This window comes from Bradyrhizobium sp. LB13.1 (genome assembly GCF_054056815.1).
On record NZ_JBSRYQ010000001.1, the window covers coordinates 5,333,678 to 5,351,434 of the forward strand.

At 58.5% G+C, this 17,757-nt stretch carries 19 protein-coding genes and 2 pseudogenes; 14 read left to right on the top strand and 7 right to left on the bottom strand.

Going from position 1 to position 17,757, the window contains the following annotated elements; all coding sequences use genetic code 11:
- Positions 1 to 40: 40 nt before the first annotated feature.
- From ACVWYI_RS25690 to ACVWYI_RS25705, 4 genes are all read left to right on the top strand, one after another.
- Complete coding sequence (locus ACVWYI_RS25690) at positions 41 to 565, top strand: DUF2231 domain-containing protein (RefSeq protein ID WP_456663532.1); 525 nt, start codon at positions 41 to 43, stop codon at positions 563 to 565.
- Between the two features lie 5 nt (positions 566 to 570).
- A complete protein-coding gene (locus tag ACVWYI_RS25695) occupies positions 571 to 1,569 on the top strand; it encodes a ketopantoate reductase family protein (RefSeq protein ID WP_456663533.1) in 999 nt (332 codons plus the stop codon).
- Positions 1,570 to 2,309: 740 nt separating this feature from the next.
- Positions 2,310 to 2,576, top strand: a complete 267-nt coding sequence (locus tag ACVWYI_RS25700) for a glutathione binding-like protein (RefSeq protein ID WP_456663534.1) — start codon at positions 2,310 to 2,312, stop codon at positions 2,574 to 2,576.
- 201 nt (positions 2,577 to 2,777) lie between these two features.
- Positions 2,778 to 3,068: a hypothetical protein gene (locus ACVWYI_RS25705; protein WP_354046546.1), complete on the top strand. Its 291-nt coding sequence runs from the start codon at positions 2,778 to 2,780 to the stop codon at positions 3,066 to 3,068.
- Between the two features lies 1 nt (position 3,069).
- Here ACVWYI_RS25705 and ACVWYI_RS25710 read toward each other — a convergent pair whose 3' ends face one another.
- The 5 genes and pseudogenes from ACVWYI_RS25710 to ACVWYI_RS25730 form a co-directional block, all read right to left on the bottom strand.
- Complete coding sequence (locus ACVWYI_RS25710; RefSeq protein ID WP_456663535.1) at positions 3,070 to 3,816, bottom strand: hypothetical protein; 747 nt, start codon at positions 3,814 to 3,816, stop codon at positions 3,070 to 3,072.
- Between the two features lie 91 nt (positions 3,817 to 3,907).
- On the bottom strand, positions 3,908 to 4,996 hold the full coding sequence (locus ACVWYI_RS25715) for a YncE family protein (protein WP_456663536.1): 1,089 nt from the start codon (positions 4,994 to 4,996) through the stop codon (positions 3,908 to 3,910).
- A gap of 210 nt (positions 4,997 to 5,206) precedes the next feature.
- Positions 5,207 to 6,109, bottom strand: a complete 903-nt coding sequence (locus ACVWYI_RS25720) for a DUF1259 domain-containing protein (protein WP_456663537.1) — start codon at positions 6,107 to 6,109, stop codon at positions 5,207 to 5,209.
- Between the two features lie 17 nt (positions 6,110 to 6,126).
- Positions 6,127 to 6,360 carry a PepSY domain-containing protein gene (locus ACVWYI_RS25725; protein WP_354046539.1) on the bottom strand — a complete coding sequence of 78 codons (234 nt, stop codon included), beginning with the start codon at positions 6,358 to 6,360 and terminating at the stop codon, positions 6,127 to 6,129.
- Between the two features lie 49 nt (positions 6,361 to 6,409).
- Positions 6,410 to 6,653: pseudogene (locus ACVWYI_RS25730) on the bottom strand (chromate resistance protein ChrB domain-containing protein); the annotation flags it as partial.
- 360 nt (positions 6,654 to 7,013) lie between these two features.
- Between ACVWYI_RS25730 and ACVWYI_RS25735 the strand changes: the two are divergent.
- The 4 genes and pseudogenes from ACVWYI_RS25735 to ACVWYI_RS25750 all read left to right on the top strand — a co-directional run bounded on the left by ACVWYI_RS25735 (position 7,014) and on the right by ACVWYI_RS25750 (position 10,769).
- Positions 7,014 to 8,048 (top strand): Cj0069 family protein, encoded by a 1,035-nt coding sequence (locus ACVWYI_RS25735; RefSeq protein ID WP_354046569.1) that lies wholly within the window; start codon positions 7,014 to 7,016, stop codon positions 8,046 to 8,048.
- A 3-nt stretch (positions 8,049 to 8,051) separates the two neighbouring features.
- A pseudogene (locus ACVWYI_RS25740) lies at positions 8,052 to 8,649 on the top strand (ABC transporter ATP-binding protein).
- On the top strand, positions 8,646 to 9,452 hold the full coding sequence (locus tag ACVWYI_RS25745; RefSeq protein ID WP_354046535.1) for an ABC transporter permease: 807 nt from the start codon (positions 8,646 to 8,648) through the stop codon (positions 9,450 to 9,452). Before ACVWYI_RS25740 ends, ACVWYI_RS25745 begins: the two are co-directional and overlap by 4 nt.
- 603 nt (positions 9,453 to 10,055) lie before the next feature.
- The gene (locus tag ACVWYI_RS25750) at positions 10,056 to 10,769 is read left to right on the top strand and encodes a TIGR02391 family protein (RefSeq protein ID WP_456663538.1); all 714 of its coding nucleotides are present in this window, start codon (positions 10,056 to 10,058) and stop codon (positions 10,767 to 10,769) included.
- 21 nt (positions 10,770 to 10,790) lie between these two features.
- Here ACVWYI_RS25750 and ligD read toward each other — a convergent pair whose 3' ends face one another.
- Complete coding sequence (gene ligD / locus ACVWYI_RS25755; protein WP_456663539.1) at positions 10,791 to 11,687, bottom strand: non-homologous end-joining DNA ligase; 897 nt, start codon at positions 11,685 to 11,687, stop codon at positions 10,791 to 10,793.
- A gap of 566 nt (positions 11,688 to 12,253) precedes the next feature.
- Between ligD and ACVWYI_RS25760 the strand changes: the two genes are divergently transcribed.
- The 5 genes from ACVWYI_RS25760 (at position 12,254) to ACVWYI_RS25780 (ending at position 16,694) form a co-directional block, all read left to right on the top strand.
- Positions 12,254 to 12,910, top strand: a complete 657-nt coding sequence (locus tag ACVWYI_RS25760; protein ID WP_456663540.1) for a hypothetical protein — start codon at positions 12,254 to 12,256, stop codon at positions 12,908 to 12,910.
- A 6-nt stretch (positions 12,911 to 12,916) separates the two neighbouring features.
- Positions 12,917 to 13,537, top strand: coding sequence for an SAM-dependent methyltransferase (locus ACVWYI_RS25765; RefSeq protein ID WP_456663541.1), 621 nt, complete (start codon positions 12,917 to 12,919; stop codon positions 13,535 to 13,537).
- A 175-nt stretch (positions 13,538 to 13,712) separates the two neighbouring features.
- On the top strand, positions 13,713 to 14,669 hold the full coding sequence (locus ACVWYI_RS25770; protein ID WP_456663542.1) for an Abi family protein: 957 nt from the start codon (positions 13,713 to 13,715) through the stop codon (positions 14,667 to 14,669).
- Between the two features lie 231 nt (positions 14,670 to 14,900).
- Positions 14,901 to 15,113: a hypothetical protein gene (locus ACVWYI_RS25775; protein ID WP_456663543.1), complete on the top strand. Its 213-nt coding sequence runs from the start codon at positions 14,901 to 14,903 to the stop codon at positions 15,111 to 15,113.
- Between the two features lie 174 nt (positions 15,114 to 15,287).
- Positions 15,288 to 16,694, top strand: coding sequence for an exonuclease domain-containing protein (locus tag ACVWYI_RS25780; RefSeq protein ID WP_456663544.1), 1,407 nt, complete (start codon positions 15,288 to 15,290; stop codon positions 16,692 to 16,694).
- Positions 16,695 to 16,706: 12 nt separating this feature from the next.
- Here the strand turns inward: ACVWYI_RS25780 and ACVWYI_RS25785 are convergent, their stop codons facing one another.
- The gene (locus ACVWYI_RS25785) at positions 16,707 to 16,913 is read right to left on the bottom strand and encodes a hypothetical protein (RefSeq protein WP_456663545.1); all 207 of its coding nucleotides are present in this window, start codon (positions 16,911 to 16,913) and stop codon (positions 16,707 to 16,709) included.
- A 256-nt stretch (positions 16,914 to 17,169) separates the two neighbouring features.
- Between ACVWYI_RS25785 and ACVWYI_RS25790 the strand changes: the two genes are divergently transcribed.
- Positions 17,170 to 17,757, top strand: a complete 588-nt coding sequence (locus tag ACVWYI_RS25790) for a thermonuclease family protein (protein WP_456663546.1) — start codon at positions 17,170 to 17,172, stop codon at positions 17,755 to 17,757.

Here is a 17,757-nt window from a genome sequence, read left to right on the forward strand (position 1 = left end):
GGCATTACCCTTAAATCCACCACCGAAGCGCAGGACCAACATGTTTGAAGTACTTCCAAACTGGCATCCGATATTCGTACATTTCTCAATAGCTCTCTTTGTGATCGCCGCGATGTTGTATGTCGTCCATTTCGTTCTCCCGCAAAGCAGATGGGCCGCACCGATCTTGACGGCAGCTCGGATCAATCTGTGGCTGGGTGCCGTTCTTTCGATCGCCACCGTCGCGGCTGGCATGCAGGCCTTTCTTACGGTTCAACATGGGGCGGAACAGCAGCCGGTGATTAACGACCACCGCAACTGGGCGCTCGCAACGGCTGTATTGTGGTGGTCGATTGCGTTGTGGGAGGGATGGAGAAGTCGGCATTCAAAGCCGATGAGCTATTTCTTCCTCGCTGCCGTTCTCTGCGCATTGGCACCGCTGGCGGCCACCGGCTGGAAGGGAGCCGAACTTGTTTACCGTCACGGCATTGGCGTGAACAGGCTAGCCTTGGTCGAGCGCATTAGCCATCTGTTGCCTAACGATGCGACACATAAGCGACTGCTCGATCGAATCGACACCAAGTAACGGCGATGAGATCCGGCCGTCATATTCTCGTCGTGGGAAACGGTTCGATCGCTGGATATCTCTTGGGGGCGTTGTCCAGCAAGTCTACGCGAGAGAATCTTCGTGTCACGGCTCTTGCGACAGAACGTTCGGCGCCCGAGTTACGACTGCACGGTCTCAGGATCGAAGCAAAGGACTTCTCTCTGCGGTGCAGGCCAAACATTTTGGTTAATCCGAACGATGTTTCCGATGTTGACATGATCATCATTGCTGCGAGGGCCGAGTGCACCCGCTCTGCATTGTCTGGTTTGAAAGCTGTTATGCAGCAGGGCGCGACTGTTGTTCTCGCCACCAGCGGCTTTCCATGGTGGCTGCCAGCCGCAAACAGCCTTTTGAAAAGTATTCCGATTGAGGCGGTCGATCCAGATGGAATGCTTCTATCCTCGACTCCAATTGGCAATATTGTCAGCGGAATTTTCGACCTGGCGTGCGATCGGCCGGCGCCAGGCTTTGTTCGCCATTATCGCGGGCGCACATTGACAATTGGGTCGGCAATGCCTGGTTCGCTCGTGGCCGCCGAAGTTCAGCAATTGCTATCGAATCCGTGGCTTGATTGCATAGTTGACAGGGACATTCGATCGAAACTCTGGTCAAAATTGATTAATACGGGATCGATCAACCCGATTCGCATTTTGACAGGCGTGTCGCCCAACGATATCGCATCTTCAGGTCTGGGTCAGTCGCTCTCAATCTCCGCGATGAGAGAAATTGAGAAAGTCGGAATGGCTCTCGGATTTGGACCATTTGCCGATCCAGAGCGACGCCTGAGATACCAGAGAGACGCTGGATGCGAAAAAACTTCGTTGATGCACGAGATTGAATATGGTCTCGATCTCGAACTCGATGCCACGATTGCAGCGATTATCGAGATTGGTCTCCGCATCGGAATTCCGACCCCGACATTGTCTAATCTTCGCGAAATTGCGCGCCATAAGGCCATGCCGTTCCAGCACGTCACACATTGAAGTGGCTGAACATTGCGCAAACAATTTGCCGGTTTATAGTTGAGGTACCTTGCGCTCTGCCGCGAGATTGTGAAAAAGGCGCGACGTGTTCCGGCAGATCTTCTTTGGATGACGTCTGCCGAGTCCTTCGGGTCCGGCTGAATGATTTCGCCGAGCGGGCTGCTCTTATGCGTGAGACGCTCGCAGCGCACCTGCACTGGGCTCGGCGTACACCCTTCTTCGTCGCGTTCCGCGAAATCTGTCCTCCGAACCCACGGTCAAAAGTTACGGTTTGCGCGTGCCGCTCGAACGTCGTTCTGCACTACGGAAACCCATGAAGTATTGGCGGTAACGCCTGTATTTAGCAAAACAGCGCTTCCGCCCAACACGCCGGCTCCCACGACGAGCAAGGACAAGACACGCTTGCGAAGTATCGCGTGCTCGCGACGTCGTTCGAATTTTGCATCCGTGCACCCGCTTTTTTCGTGCGCCGAAGACGTCATTGACTGAGTCGCCGGATAGCCAAGCGGCGAAATTTGTCCGGAAAATTAACTCACGATTCACCGACTCGGACACCCTGCCCGGTTGGTTTTGGTATCGGTTTGGACCTTTCAAAGCTGCGTCGAGTGACTTCCGAGATTAACCTCCAGCGACGCGATCAGCCCACCGACGGTCGTCATCTGTCATTCGGCCTGGAATATTGCCCCCTAAGCCGGGGGATCGGCGTCCAAAATTGACGAGGCGTCAAATTTGCAGGCCGATTGACAGCTGGGCGCCAGCTTTCGCATGGCAAGCACTTCCTTTTAGGGGACGAACTCTCGATAGCGGATTTCTATCTGCTGCCGAGTGCGTTCGCCTTCAGCCTGACCGCCGAGGGGCAATCGATGTATCCAAAGTTCCCGGCATTCTGCCGCTGGCGGGAACGCATAGATAATCAGCCCGCAACGCAAACAGTTCGCGCGGCCGTGCAGCGCCTGCCGATCGAACACGCACGCGAATGGGCCAATGCACACAGGCCGAAATATTGACGATTTCGCCGCCTAAAATATCTTCAGCCATCCTTCATTCACGGGAAACATGGCTGCCCCACAAACGGCTGCACCGTCCAAACCCTCGCAACCCTCGCATTTTACGAGACGCAGTCGCGGCGTAGGTGAAGACGTGCTCGTTTACGAACAATGCGCGTTCCGGCGAGTTGATGCACAGTTCTGATGAAGAAGGGAGTTACCATGAAAAGCTCTACATCGCTTGCTGCGTTATCCGCTTTCGCGCTGACCTTCGCATTCGGCGGAGCCGCCGCCCGAGCGCAGTCCACCTCTGTCCAGGAGGCACCGCCGCCCCAGCAGTCGGAGCAATCGCGCGCGCAGGATCGCAGCCGCGCAGAAGACGTCAAGATCGGACGCGACTGGAAGGCCCAAGGCGGCGACGATGAGCACGCCAATCAGGCAACACCCGACGACAACCATCAAACGGTCGGCCGAGACTGGCGCGCCCATCCAGAGAAATCGGATCGCCGGTAGCCTATCTCGGCGGCGTCGGCGACGACTGTCGCGCCGCGTGACCTTCGAAGAAGGAAAGCGGAAAGCCGAAGGTCAGGCCGGCGCGAATTTCGTTCACCGGGTGCCTGCCGGTGAGTGCATGACGGACTGCGACGTCGAAGCTCAGATCGTCCCGCACCCGGTAGATCAAGCCGACCAAACCGGAAAACGTCTCCTCCTTCCCAAACTCGTTCTCGTAGAAGACTTCTGCGACAGGGCGAACTGTCCACGTCGACGGCCCCTCGATAATAGCGCCAAGAAAGACATCGCCATGATGGTCGCGGGTAAGGGCCGTCTCAGCGTTCAGATGGATGGTGCCCCAATCCCAGCGCTGCGAGACAATGCCGGCCAAGCTTAAGCCGGCGCCTGAATTGCCGGTACTATCCGGGAGAAGAACGCCAAATTCCGTCGCAATGCTCGGGCCGGTCTTGTCCTGCAGGCTCCCGGGCACAATCACATGCTTGAGAAAGGCTCCGGCCGCGGTCAGGCTGGTTGGCCCGGATGGAGAGAGCGGTGTTTGTCCCTGGCCCTCGAAGACGGCTTCCCAATCATCCCTCAAACCATAGTTGATGACCCAGGCTGGCGCGATCAGGCTTGTGCCGCTCTCATCGCGCAAACGCCCCACCGGCTGCAGTTCGATCTCCATTTCGCCCTTCTTTGCGACGGCGGCGTCGGTGCCGTCGAATGGGCGATAGGCGGAAGCTGGAACAGACCAGGCGACCAGCGCCAAAGTGACCGCGACCCGTGGCACAAGGTATCTCGTGGAGCTGCGAAAGCCTCGGCTACGTCTGCACATGGGCCGCCTCCCTACGAAATCGATCTCACGGCATTGGTTTGAACACCCAGATCGCGGCCGGCCCAGCAGGCCCGACCCGGACGGCCACAAGCAGACGGTCCAACTCCGGCACAAAGAGGGACGTTCGCGCCCCAGTTGCTGTGGGCAGGCGCACGATCCTCCGATAGGCTGCCTCATCGATCTCAAAGACGTCGAGGTATCCTGCGCCGCAGCTCACATAGACACGATTGCGCTTCCCATCGACGAAGATATCATCGACGTCGTCGCAGGTTTCCGCACTCGTGATCGGTTTGCCATCTGTCGAGAGGACGGCAAGTTCGGCGGGACTGCGGTACGCCAGAAGGATTCGGCCACGGTCGCGATCGATCGCCATCGCGAAATTGCCGCCCTTGTCTAAGGGCCAGTTGGCAAGCTGTTTCCCGGAAGCGCCATCAACCACCGCGACCGCGCGTGCGTCCGGCAAGTTGACGAAGATGCGCCCACTGTCGGGCTCAAGCTGGAAGCTTTCCGGATGCGCCTTCAGCGGTGCGCTTCGAACCTTGGCGCGAGTGGACGGGTCGAGGACCGCCAGACCACCATCACCATAGCCGACGACAACGCGCTTGGCCGCAGCATCAATCCGGATATTGTCTGCATCGCGGCCGAGCTCGATCCGTCCGGTCGCCTTGTACTCATTGGCTTCGAAGAGCCGCACCGATCCATCGCGGGCATTGGCGACATAAAGGGTGTCGGTCGACGGCTCATAGCCGACGCCTTGGGGCTCGTTTAGCCCGGTAACGGTTCGAAGCAAGCTGTGAGCAGCCAGGTCGACGACGCCAACGCTGTCGTTGCCAAGCTCGGCCACAAACAATCGCTGCCGCTTCAGGTCGACGGCCAGATGATCGATCCGGCCCCGCACGTCGCCAAGCAAGATCTTTGCTTCGAGTTCAAGGGGGGCCTTGTGCTCTGCCGGTTGAGCTGCCGCCGTCAACGTCGGAATAAGCGCGTCGGCCGCGACAAAGCCGGCATCGAGGGTGACCAGGCCCCCGATGCCGGCAGCGAGTGCCGCGATGAGGCACGTCGCAGTCGAGCTCCTCGGACCGGTCTCCTTCACTTCTTGCAGGACTTGAGACACATCTGATACTCGGTCTTGCATGCCGGTCCGGCATAATTCTTCATACACGCGGCCCGCTGCTCGGAGCAGATCTTGCAGGTTTGCGCCCAAACGGGCTGTCCGCTCGAAAGGAGAGCAGCCCAAACAACTAGCCAAGCAGCCAAGTTTCTCATCGTTCGATTTCTCCTCGCTCGTCCTGTCATTAGGCAAACTCCTCGCTCTAACTTCGGCTCAACTCTTCGTGCTGGGCGTCTTGTCGAGCGCGGCGCGCAAGCCCTCGGCGAGCTTAACAGCGTCGTCGTTCGCCCAGAAATGCATGAAGAATAACCCCGGCTGTTCGTCCAGCATGTGGCTATGAAGCGCCGTCACCTCGATGCCGTGTGTCCGCAGCGCCAAAATGACCGGGTTGACTTCGTTGCCGGTCAGCACGAAGTCGCCCGTAGTAGCCGCCTTCCCGTTCCCGGTCGGCTGGAAATTGATGCCGATCGCGACGCCCATCGGACCGACTGGGGTCAACGGCATATCCTCTTGCGTGATCGGGTCGCGCCGTTTGACGTTGAACTGGTAGACGCCGCCATTGGCTTGCCCTTTGACGCCGATGATCTGGTCGAGCTTTGCCGTATCGAGATCGACGGCAGGCGGCGGGCTCGTCGGCGCCGCGGCGGTCAGCGGCGTCTTGCTCTCGGCCAGCGCATCGTGGATCGCCGAGGCCAGCTTGACGGGGTCGCCGTGGCCGGCGACGTGCATATAGAACGTCGCCGGGCTCGCGCGGAGCAGATGATTGTGCACAGCGGTGATTTCGAGGCCGCTCGCAATCATCTTCGCCATCGCGGGATTGATCTCGGTCTCGAGCAGCACAAGGTCACCCATGACCATGGCGCCGCCGTGCATTGGCTTGAACGCCACCCAGCCGCCCAGCGCCAGTGCCGGCTTGATCGTCACGCCGTCCAGGGTCACCGAAAGATCGCTGCGCGGGAAGCCGTAGCGGTGGACGTCGTCGGAGACGGCTGCCTTCCTACCGAGGGTATCGTCGACTTTTTGCCAATCGATCGCTTGCGCGCGTGCCACGTAGACGAATGGCAAGTAGGCGAGAGCGAGGCTGACGGCCGTCAGGGTCCAGACTGTGCGTTTCATCGTACATCTCCTCCACCTCAGTTTCGTTCTTTGATCTGCCCGCTGCTGTCGACGACGAGCGTGACCGGCTTGCCGTCCTTCACCGCCTTGGCCGTAGTGCCTTCGGCGGTCGATTTGACATCGGTCACCTGCGAGTAGCCGGCCGCCTGGATCTTGGCGACGAACTCATCCTGGGTCAGGGCGTGGACGGGCGGGTGTCCCGCCGCAAGCGCCACGAAGAGCGCTGCCCGATAGAACATCGATGTTCGCATTTCCGATCTCCTGGTTGTCTCTGCCCCAGAAGTAGTCTTGCCTCCGCCCTCACTTGTTGGTCGGCCAATTGCGCGTCTCCTTGGTCGCAACGCGGCACCATCGGTAGAACGCGCCATAGAGCAGGAAGCCCGCTTCAACTGATCGAGGTCGCGTCGAACATGCGCGACAAGCCGAGCGAGGCTGCGAGCAGGTCCGGCGCCTCCGGAGGCAGATCGAGGCGCCCCGCATCAGCGGCGTGGACCATCGTGGCCAGCCGCGCCAGGACGGGCGACGACAAACCGAGTTCCTTGACTGGTGAAATGGAGGTGTACGATGCTGACATGCTGCGCCCTTTGTGATCAGGACGCGATTCTTGGGCATGACGCCTCGCGGGGAGATCGCACATCCCCGTGGCCCGAATAAAAAGCCCAGATGGCTGGGCTGTCAACCCGCGTTCGCTTAGGTGCCAAACCAATCGCCGGAACGTCACGAAGATTTCACCGATCGAATGGAACGCAATCGATTCCGCCACCGGAGGGACCCCGGTAGGCCGAAAAACGGCGGCTTGAAGGATCCACGCGACCTCACGTAGACTGCCTGAGCGGGATCAAGCAGACTCCCGCCGAGACTTCGGTCCAAGCTCTGCGCAGCACGCAACACGTGGAGCTTGCGCATGGATACCCAAAGACAACCCTCTCCCCGACGTACCGTCGCCATCCTCTCGCGGGGAGATGCCGTCGCGCGTCGAGATGCGACCCCGAAAAACGGCCGCTTCGTTGACGTTTTCGAAGCGCTCGCCGCCGTCGGCGTCGAAGCGCGCCCCGCGATCTACGACGAAAGCTTCGCCGACGCCGTCCGCGAACAATTGCTCGCAATGGACGGCGTGCTCGTCTGGGTGAACCCAATTCAAGACGGTCGAAATCGCGCCGGCCTCGACGCCATGCTGCGCGAGGTCGCCGCGCAGGGCGTGTGGGTGAGCGCTCATCCGGACGTCATCCTCAAGATGGGCACCAAGGAGGTACTCTACCGCACCCGCTCAATGGCGTGGGGAAGCGACACAGCGCTGTATCAAACCGCCGAAGCGATGCGCGCCGAGTTGCCGACACGGCTTGCCGCCGGTCCGCGCGTGATCAAGCGCAACCGGGGTAATGGCGGTCAAGGCGTCTGGAAGGTCGAGAGGCTGCCGACTTCCCCCATGATCAGGGTGCTGGACGCGACCAAAGACACTCCCAAGGAACTGTCGCTGGATGATTTTCTCCGTCGCTGCGCGGAGTATTTCGAAGGCGGCAGCGTGATCGACCAACCGTTCCAGTCTCGCCTGAGCGAAGGCGTGGTGCGCTGCTACATGGCCGGCGATCGCTGCGCCGGCTTCGGCCATCACAAGGTCAAGGCCCTGGTCGACTCGCCGGCCGCACGCGCCGGGGCCGGGCCGCGGCTCTACACGTCCAACGCCGACCCGCGCTTCCAGCGGCTGCGCCGGTTGATGGAAGACGAGTGGACGCCGCAGCTAACCTCGCTGCTGGATATCGCGCGAGGTGACCTGCCAGCCATCTGGGATGCCGACTTCATGCTCAGCCCCGTCCAGGCCGACGGGAGCGACAGCTACGTGCTCGGCGAGATCAACGTCAGCTCGGTGCATCCCTACCCGGGCGAGGCGCCGGCGGAGATCGCCAGGCGCGTTGCCGATCGGCTGCAGCTTAAGCTTTGACGCATGCTGACGGTCAGCGGCCTCAAGCGCTTGCACATCTCCGTGTCCTTCGACTTGCAGGACGGCGAATGCGTCGCCCTGCAAGGGCCTTCTGGGGTCGGGAAGACTCTGCTGCTTCGCTCCATCGCGGACCTCGATCCCAACGAAGGAACGGTCAAGCTCGACGGAACGCTGAGAGAGGCGATGTCCGGTCCCGCCTGGCGAAAGCGAGTGACCTATCTCGCCGCCGAGCCCGGCTGGTGGTCCGACACTGTGCACGAGCACTTCACGACCTGGGATGATGCCCTGCCGCTGGTCACGCGCCTGGGGCTTCCGGACGGCTGCGGACCTTGGCCGATCCAAAGGCTTTCGACCGGTGAGAGACAACGTCTGGGGCTTGTGCGGGCGCTCATGCTGCGATCGCGGGTGCTTTCTGCTGGACGAGCCAACCTCGGCGCTCGACTCGGCATCCGCCGCGGCCGTGGAATCCCTGATCGCCGAACGCATTGCGAATGGAACGAGCGTCATCTGGAGCACGCACGACAACGCTCAAGCCCGCCGCGTCGGGTCAAGGACATTCGCGATGGGCCCCGATGGTTGCATCGAGGAAAACCGGCCGTGACCTACATCCAGCTTTCGTACGGTGATCTGGCCCTCCCCGCGCTCCTCGTCGTCATGGACGGCGTTCTCTCGCTTGCTCTCCGCCTCAAGCTTGAGAAGCAATTGGCCATCGCGACGGTGCGCATGGTGGTTCAGCTCGTCCTCGTTGGATACGTGCTGACGTTCCTGTTTGCCGCGGTGTCGCCCCTTTGGACCGCCCTTGCAGCCGTCATCATGGTTATCTTCGCATCTCGGGAAATCGTCGCGCGGCAGAAGCGGCGCCTTCCGGGCGTTTGGAAGTATGGCCTGGGCGCCGGATGCACGCTGCTCGCCGCCGGTACCGTCACGATGTTCGCCCTTCTGACGGAACTACGCCCCGATCCTTGGTATCATCCGCGCTACGCGCTGCCTTTGCTGGGCATGATCCTGGGCAACACCATGACTGGAATAAGTCTGGGCTTGGACGTGCTGACAAATAGCCTGGTGCGCGAACGAGCCGCCGTAGAAGCTTGCCTTGCACTCGGCGGCACCCGACACCAAGCCCTGCTGCCGATCATACGGGACGCGTTGAGAAGCGGCTTCATGCCGATCATGAACAGCATGGCGGCAATCGGCCTCGTTTCCTTGCCGGGGATGATGACTGGCCAGATTCTTGCGGGCGTCGAACCCATAGACGCGGTCAAATATCAGCTGTTGATCATGTTCTTGATCGCTGGCGGGACAGGCTTGGGCACTCTCGTTGCTGTCGTGGGAGGCGCTCGCCTGCTCACTGATCATCGACATCGATTGCGCCTCGATCGAATTACCTCAGATACATCCAGTTGAAAGCTTCGGTCGTCCGAAGATCAAGTCCCGCTTGTAGGGTCCAGCCGGAAGAATCCGCCCGGGGGTGAATAATGAAAGCACGCCTATTGCCGGTGCACCAATCACCTTCCCATGCAATTCAAGTACGCAAATAGCTGTCGATCCTCAGTGGAACAGCGACCATCTACCCGCCGATATCGGCCGGCGGTCTTGGCGAAGTGCGCGACAAAACCGAGCGCAGGCCACTAGTGACCGACTATCGATACGACGCGCGTAAGCGCAACCATCAGGTGGGCGCGATCGCACAGGATCGCAGGCCATCGCGCAAAATCGCGCCGTGGCGCAGAAAATCGTGGAGCGGGTGAAGGGAATCGAACCCTCGTATTCAGCTTGGAAGGCTGGGTGTTGTCTATTCCTATCAACCGCTTGACTGTAAAACTCGTATATTGGGGCTATAACACCGTCAATGGGTTAGTGGACGGCTGTAAAACCGGAATCCAGCTCCCATAGTTGCACGCGCGCTTTGTGATGAGGCACTATGAAAGACCTGGAAATCATGCAGCAGCGAAACGACTTATGACATCCCTTTGTGCGATACTACCGGACGCCGATCGGCTCTTGAGCATGACCCCGGAGACCCTCGGCGGCATTCTTCTGGCCTTGGCGCTGCCGAGGGTTCAGGGCGCCGGCTTTATTCCGGACACGGTAGCTCGACCTGAATTGGCTGACGTTCATGCAGGCCGCGATTATCCATTCCACAAGAAGGCGGCGATCGATCAGCTCGTGGGGCGCACTTGGAATATGCTCGAGCGCGAGGGCTTCATTGAACCGACGCCGGGCATGAACGGCCAATACGGTTGGCGGCAGTTTACCGACAAGGGACGTCGGGTCGCCGAAGGCGAAAATCTTCAGAAAGTTCGTGAAGCCGGCGATCTTCCCCTCTCGCTGCTACACCCGACAATCCGAGAAAGAGGCTGGACCGCTATCGTTCACAGCGCCAATTCCCTCGATACTACTTCACTTGCGAGCGCTGTGCGTGATGCTTTCGTGATAGTCGAAGATGCGGTGCGCGTCGCGGCAGGATGTAAACCGAGTGATTTTGGCGATCAACTGATTGAGAAGGCCTTTCATCCTGACACTGGTGTGATGGGCGATCGAGATGCGACCAAACCGAAAAAGGAACGTGAAGGCCTGATGGTTCTGTTCAAAGGGGCGATGAACGCCTTTCGCAATCCAACGTCGCATCGCAATCTCGATATTGGGCTGGAGGAAGCTAAAGATCAGCTCCTGCTGGCCTCCCATCTGCTCCGCATCATTGACCAGCGGAAGCCACGATAACGCCCGCGCCAACGACATCCCTCACTTTGTTGTTTTCGACAGCCCCTTGAACGAACTCTGGCGGAGCAAGCCTTCGGAGGTGATGTCTCGGTACTCGATCTCTGCTGAAAAGACCGGCTCGACCCACGTGGCTTTAGATTTCTTCAGGGGCCTGCTCAACTTGCTCTTCGGGCTGACGACTGTGTCCAGGGCTTTCCTGATCTTGCTGGATGTCGTCCGATTCCACCCGGTCCCGACCTTGCCCATGTACAGTAGGTTCTTGCCTTCCCGCTTCCCCAAGTAAAGAGCGGCCACCCCAGCAGGATCTTTGACGAAGCCGACGACGGGGAATTTGCCCTTCTGGACCGATTTAATTTTCTGCCAAGCTTCGACGCGGTCAGATCGGTACAGAGCGGTCGCATCCTTCGATATGATGCCCTCGAAATTAAGCTTGGCGGCAGCCTCAAACAACGCCTGCCCGTCCCCTTCGTGATGCTCGCTGTAGAGAATTGGCGGGTCGAGCATATCGATCAGCTCTTTCAACCGCTCTTTCCGGTAAAGCTGTGGCTTGCTTCTCAGGTCTTCGCCGTTGTGGAAGAGAATATCGAACGCATAAAAAACAATCCGATCCTGACGACCGTTGGCGAGATCGGCCTGGAGTTCTGAGAAGTTGGCTCGTCCTTCATGGACGACAACCGCCTCTCCGTCGAAGATGGACCGGCTTTTTAGGTTGAAGGCGCCGGCGATGTTGGAAAATCGCTTGGTCCAGTTGTAGCCGTTGCGGGTGAATATCTTCACCTCGCCGCGATCGACATGAGGCTGGAGGCGGTAGCCGTCGTATTTGATCTCGTGAATCCACCTATCCCCGACAGGAGCTTTGCTCTTGAGGGTCGCAAGCTGGGGCTTAATGAACCCCGGCATCTCGATACGCTTCGCCACTACGCAACTCACAAAAAACCCTGCCAAGCGCCCGGGGGGACAAGCGGCTGGTCAGGGCTAGTTTAGCGCTCGGGAGCGCCGGGCCGTCAACGTCACTGGACTGGCTGGGTTCCTAATTGGGGCTTATGGTTTGGGCCGTAGTGGCCAGCGAGGGCGAAATTCGTGCAGGCAAAGAAATCGCGAGACGAACTTGAGGAAATCGCGTTGAAGCGCGTTCGGATGCGCTCTGGGTGCCGCGGAGCCGCAAGGATCGTGCTACCCTGGACGACGATGGCGAGTGGTCATTTGAGGTGTCAGACCCGGGATCCGCTGATGCCGAAACCGTCCGCCGTGCGACAATTGGTGGGACACGCGATGCACGATGAATTTGACCTTGCGACCGACGACTGATGCGCCGGACCGCAGCTCTAAAGCTTTCTACTATCGGCCATGACCGGGACGGCCGTAGGGGCTGGACATCGGCTCATACGGCTCGGTCGGCCCCGTTAACCACCTCTTAAGAAAGGAACCCAGAGGCACCCGCAATAATTGTACGCTTGCCAGATACTCAATCTGGCAATTTCCCCATGGCTTACCTCGATCGAGTGGCGCCGGTAGTCGATCTGACGATTTCCCGGCTTGCCTCCCAACGGTTTCTTGTCGATCCAATTGCCGGCGACAAGTTCTCACGCCAAACCAGCATCATCAGTTCGGCCTACAAGCGGCACGGTGCGATCCTGGAGGTCGCCATTCGAGAGAGCTTGCGGGAGAGCAATCGTCATCGCGTCTGGAGGGAAGACGCGTTCAAGGTATCTCGGGCCGCGGATCAGATTGTCGGTACACAAACCGACGACGCATATGCCTCTACCACCCTCCTCTACGGTGATAGCGTGCGTACCCTGCAGATCGATATGATTGCTTTCGACGACGCCGACAAAACCCTTCGGGCATACGAGATTAAGCGAGGAAACGGTGCCTTCGACGCCGGCAAGATTCGCTCGATCCGACGCGATCTAAACGTCACTCAGATGCTGCTCAAGAGCTATGGGGAAACCTTCAACTTAAACCCCGTCAGGGCGGAGGCTCGTGTTATTTTCTACTATGGGATTCGCTCGCTCCCCCGCCCGTATTCCTTGATCGGGACAGAGCTTAACGATCACTTTGGGTTCGCCGTGTACGATTTGGTCGAGGCCGCCAACCAGTACTTCCGTCAGAAACTGCACGAATTGCTTGAGCGGATTTGAGGGCAGATGCAAAATACATCGCACGCGGTAATGGCTCAGCGAGTTGAGGCCAAAGACAGCCTCGATAATTTCCCGACCCCACCTTGGGCCACCCGAGCGCTCTTGGAGCATGTCATCGCTGACGCCGGACCATTCCGACGATTGACTTGCTGGGAGCCGGCTTGTGGTGCCGGGCATATGGCACGGCCGCTCAAGGAGTACTTTGGCAAGGTGAAGGCGTCTGACATTTATGGCTACGGCCACGGTACGGTCGCTGACTTTCTCGCTGCTCCAATTGAAGCTGCCTCAGTTGATTGGGTCATCACGAACCCGCCCTTCAGGCTGGCTGAGGATTTTGTCCAGCGGTCGCTTATCGCAGCGCGCCACGGAGTGGCGATTTTGGCCCGGACCGTTTTCCTTGAGAGTATTGGACGGTATCGCGATATTTTCGAGAAGACCCCTCCCACGAAATTCGCTCAGTTCACCGAGAGAGTCCCGATGGTCAAGGGACGGCTCGACGCCAAGGCATCGACGGCAACGGGATATGCTTGGTTTGTGTGGGAAAAGAAAGCACCGACTGCGGCGCGCCTCATGTGGGTACCCCCATGTCGCAAAGGCTTAGAGCGGCCTGGGGATTACCAAAATTGAGGTGCAGGCGGCTATCCCTGGTGGAAATGATTAACAACATATGGAAGAGTTCCGCTTCGGCATAGAAATATTGCCCTTGACGGACTCGGGTTGATGAATCATATCTACAGCAACATGGCCCGCCCCTCTGCACGAAAGTGTACGGGTGGGTCTTCTTTTTTGTGAGCCATTTTCAATGGCTTACAGCAAGCCTTATCTTCCAGTTCCAGATCAGTTGGCCCTCATAAAGGGCCGGGGTATGATGGTGTCAGACGACGCCCTTGCCCAATCCTTCCTGAATCGCATCGGATATTACCGCCTCAGCGGGTATTGGTATCCGTACCGCCAATCGACGCATTCGGCGTCAGGCGTGGTCGTTGCCGACAAATTCCGGCCCGGCACAAAATTTTCCGAAATTGTCGAACTGTACGTTTTTGACAAAAAGCTGCGCCTCTTGATGATGGACGTAATCGAGCGCATTGAGATCGCTCTTCGAGTTCAGATCACTTTGGAACTTGGCAAACTTGGGCAACACGCTCATCGCGATCCAAACGCCCTGCATCCAAATTTTCAACGCCCTTCTGCATTCGGATCTTCCGAGAGCCGCCATCAAAAATGGCTGCGGTTGCACGATGAGGCCTTCGCCCGATCAAAAGAGGAATTTGCCAAGCATTTTAAAGTGAAATACGCGGGAGAACTTCCGCCCATCTGGATCGCCGCCGAGCTCTGGGATTTTGGCGCGATGTCATTCCTCTACTCCGGAATGAGGAAGAACGGCCAAACAGCAATCGCGAAGTTTTTTGGCGTCCCCTCATTTCAGATCATGGAAACTTGGCTGCATTCGCTCAACGTGGCGCGCAACATATGCGCTCACCACAGTAGGCTCTGGAACAAACCAAATGCCATTCAGCCAAAGTGGCCTTCACCAACCGATTGCCCGGACCTTGGGCACATTGCCACTAACACACATGCTTTGACGCGGCTCTACGCAATTGCGTGCATCTGTGCCCACCTTCTCAGAACGATAAACCCCAATTCAAGCTGGCAAAATCGCTTCAAGGCTATTGCGGCAGATTTCCCAAAATCAACGATCGTGAGCATTGGAGCGGCCGGATTTCCGGTTGACTGGGATAAGGCGAATCTTTGGTCTTAACCGCATAAGCGGCCTGAACGACCATATCCGTCGGGCAGATTTGGCCCCGGCCTCGATTGCAAGGCGACCCATGGGGGAAGCTATCCGGCCTTAACGTAACATGACCTGCACGGCGGGCGCTGTTCGGCTGCACCAACACTTTTTGATGGTCGCTGCGGGTTTCTGTCAGGTCGTCGGCCGCACGTGGGCGGCGCGTGTCATCCTGCCGGCGCAAGTCGAAGGAGACGGCAAATGACAAACACCGAGGCAGAGGAAAGGATCGCGATGTTTTGGTGGCGATCCTTGTCGCAGAACCAGCGAAATTATTGGCTTAAGGCCGACGGCACCGGATATCCGCTTAATTGCTGGGACCTGTTTAAAGACGCAAACCCCAAGCTCTGGCTTTCCGTGAAGGCGATTATCGATCAGGCGGCTCCGGAGCCTGATCACCGGAGCCTGAACTGACTTCCTTTGGGACTTAACGGAAGTCAGGGACGGTCACACCGCCCCATTCAGGGGCTTGCCTACCCCCTCGGCTTCATCTTGGATAGCCAGCGGTCTGGGGAGGCTAGAATGGGGGTCTGCGCGATCTGTGGCAAGTCCGCGGGGTTTTTGCGGTCAAGCCATCCCGAGTGCGAGATGCTGGCCAGCACCCCGCCCGTCGCCATCGTTGAGGATCGGCCGGCAAGCGACTTTGGCCAATCGATTTACGGAAGCCTAAGCGTAAAGTTGGGTCGGCCTTACGAACTGGAGGTCAGCCGAATTGATGCAGTCGTCAACGAGGTCAACCGCCTCAAACGCGAGGGAAAGCTGGAAGAGGCTATCGCGGTGCTCCTGCCCCAACTGGACCTTTGGGAACGGGATGCTGCGGCAGGCGCTGGCGGGGTCGCCCCCTGGTATTACGAACAAGCGGCCATCGTGTACCGAAAACTCAAGCGGTTTGACGATGAGATCGCTGTATTGGAGCGTTTCGCAGTGCAACAGCACGCTCCGGGCGCGTCCCCACCGCAACTTTTAAAGCGTCTGAAGATGGCTAAGTGGCACGCGCTAAAACGGAGCGGAGTGGATGCGCCGCGGCCAATTTTTGAGGACGATGTCGATCGCAACACCCCTGTTCCGGTCGCGCCTGTCTCCTGCCCGAAAAAGCCCCCGATCAAACCGGCGACCGATCAGCAGCCGATATCTGATTTCATTGCGCTCGACGTCGAAACGGCGAATGCTGACTTTGCAAGTATCTGCTCAATCGGGCTCGCTCATTTTAAGTCGGGTGAGCTGTTCAAGACTTTGACCATCTTGGTCGATCCCGAAGACGACTTCGATCCGATCAATATCGCCATCCACGGGATCACGCCTGAAGCTGTTCTCGGCAAGCCAAATATGGGCCGGGTTTTCGCGGTGATAGCGGCCGCGCTCTCCGATGTTCTGGTTGTGCATCATAGCCACTTCGATAAGACGGCGCTAAACCGCGCAGCGATCAAACACGGTGCCGGCTTTCTTCCGTGTGTGTGGCTGGACACATTGCGTGTGGCCCGGCGAGCTTGGCCAAGTTTGGCAGATGACGGGCGTGGCTACGGCCTTGCGAGGCTGGCTGAAGAGTTTTCAATTTCCTTCCAGCATCACGACGCGGCCGAAGATGCGAGGGCTGCCGGACTATTAATGTTGCGTGCGATGAATGATAGCGGGTTGGACTTGGTTCAATGGATCCGGCGCGTAGAAGAACCCATCGACGGCAGTGAGCCCGGAAAACACGCGCGCGAGGGGGCTGGATCAGGCCCCCTGCTTGGCGAGGTGGTCGTTTTCACAGGTAAACTCGACATCTCGAGAGAAACAGCGGCCCAACTCGCAGCGGCGGCGGGATGCGAGGTGGCCGACACGGTCAGCCAACGCATCACGATCCTGGTTGTGGGAGACCAAGACTTGCGCCTCACCAAGGGGCAGGAAAAGAGTTCAAAACACCGAAAAGCAGAGGCGCTGATCGCGAAAGGCTGCGCGATCAAAATCGTGGGCGAGAGCGATTTTAAGCGGATGACAAACGGGACCAGCTAAGTGCGAACACGCTCATTTTTTCTTGGTGCCGTACGGGCTTTGGTTTGTCGGCGCCAGCGAAATCCCCTCCTCCGATGCTTTCTTGTAAACGGCCGCTTCAGTTCGGCCCAGTTTGAGCCCGGCAACCCGGGTCGGGGTATTTCCCTTCGCCAATTCTTTTAGTTGTTTGACGTCGGCCGGCGTCCACGGCTTTCCAGTATTCCGCGTAGATTTGGCCATCCTATCCTCCCCAGGTTGTGGTTTGATCGTCGCAGCCTGCCGTCTAGGAGTCCAGAGCACAGATGCGCCCCTCGCGTTAGGGACTTGGCATTCGTCACATTTTCTGCCGTCGGATCCACGCGGCCAGCCCGCCAGATCGCTAGGCTGCCCGCGCCTACCCTACCCCGAGCGCACGCAAAGGTCACCAGACGTGTTGCTCTCAAACGAGAGTTGCGTAATGATGGAAGATATTTGAAGGCACACCCAAGGGGCTGGTGTGACGCGCATCGTTCGTAATCCGGGTTACGCTATTTTCGCATGCTTGACTGCGCTGGTTCTAATTTTGCTTGGGGTTCAATCTTTTCGAGGACGAGATTATAGCTCAAATGCCTTGCCCGCAGTGCATGTTCCGTCTTCTCCCTCGATACCCGAAGCCGCATCTAGTGAGGTACTTGTGGGGAACGCCTCCGTTATTGACGGCGACACCATCGACATACATGGCACACGAATCCGTTTTTCTGGAATTGATGCACCCGAAAGTCGGCAGACTTGCGAAGCTTATGGCGCCACTTATCGATGCGGCCAACGGGCCGCGCTTGCGCTCAGTGATTTTATAGGAGCCCACACGATTAGCTGCCACAAGACTGGGACCGATAAGTATCGCCGCGTGATTGCGAAATGCTTCTCTAATGGGATCGATCTAAGCGGTTGGATGGTTTCGAACGGCTGGGCGGTTGCTTATCGAAAATATTCAATGGACTACGTTGCGGACGAAGAACGCGCGCATAATCAGAAACTGGGCATTTGGGCCGGGACTTTTATCGCTCCCGAGCTTTGGCGAAAAAGCAAACCAAAGGGGGAATAA

What these genes read in the sequence shown, in the direction of transcription:
- ACVWYI_RS25770 (WP_456663542.1), top strand. Translation starts at nt 13,713, where the DNA reads ATGGCTTACAGCAAGCCTTATCTTCCAGTTCCAGATCAGTTGGCCCTC.
- ACVWYI_RS25695 (WP_456663533.1), top strand. Translation starts at nt 571, where the DNA reads ATGAGATCCGGCCGTCATATTCTCGTCGTGGGAAACGGTTCGATCGCT.
- ACVWYI_RS25735 (WP_354046569.1), top strand. Translation starts at nt 7,014, where the DNA reads ATGGATACCCAAAGACAACCCTCTCCCCGACGTACCGTCGCCATCCTC.
- ACVWYI_RS25765 (WP_456663541.1), top strand. Translation starts at nt 12,917, where the DNA reads ATGCAAAATACATCGCACGCGGTAATGGCTCAGCGAGTTGAGGCCAAA.
- ACVWYI_RS25725 (WP_354046539.1), bottom strand. Translation starts at nt 6,360, where the DNA reads ATGCGAACATCGATGTTCTATCGGGCAGCGCTCTTCGTGGCGCTTGCG.
- ACVWYI_RS25785 (WP_456663545.1), bottom strand. Translation starts at nt 16,913, where the DNA reads ATGGCCAAATCTACGCGGAATACTGGAAAGCCGTGGACGCCGGCCGAC.
- ACVWYI_RS25780 (WP_456663544.1), top strand. Translation starts at nt 15,288, where the DNA reads ATGCTGGCCAGCACCCCGCCCGTCGCCATCGTTGAGGATCGGCCGGCA.
- ACVWYI_RS25720 (WP_456663537.1), bottom strand. Translation starts at nt 6,109, where the DNA reads ATGAAACGCACAGTCTGGACCCTGACGGCCGTCAGCCTCGCTCTCGCC.
- ACVWYI_RS25750 (WP_456663538.1), top strand. Translation starts at nt 10,056, where the DNA reads ATGACCCCGGAGACCCTCGGCGGCATTCTTCTGGCCTTGGCGCTGCCG.
- ACVWYI_RS25690 (WP_456663532.1), top strand. Translation starts at nt 41, where the DNA reads ATGTTTGAAGTACTTCCAAACTGGCATCCGATATTCGTACATTTCTCA.
- ACVWYI_RS25705 (WP_354046546.1), top strand. Translation starts at nt 2,778, where the DNA reads ATGAAAAGCTCTACATCGCTTGCTGCGTTATCCGCTTTCGCGCTGACC.
- ACVWYI_RS25775 (WP_456663543.1), top strand. Translation starts at nt 14,901, where the DNA reads ATGACAAACACCGAGGCAGAGGAAAGGATCGCGATGTTTTGGTGGCGA.
- ACVWYI_RS25760 (WP_456663540.1), top strand. Translation starts at nt 12,254, where the DNA reads ATGGCTTACCTCGATCGAGTGGCGCCGGTAGTCGATCTGACGATTTCC.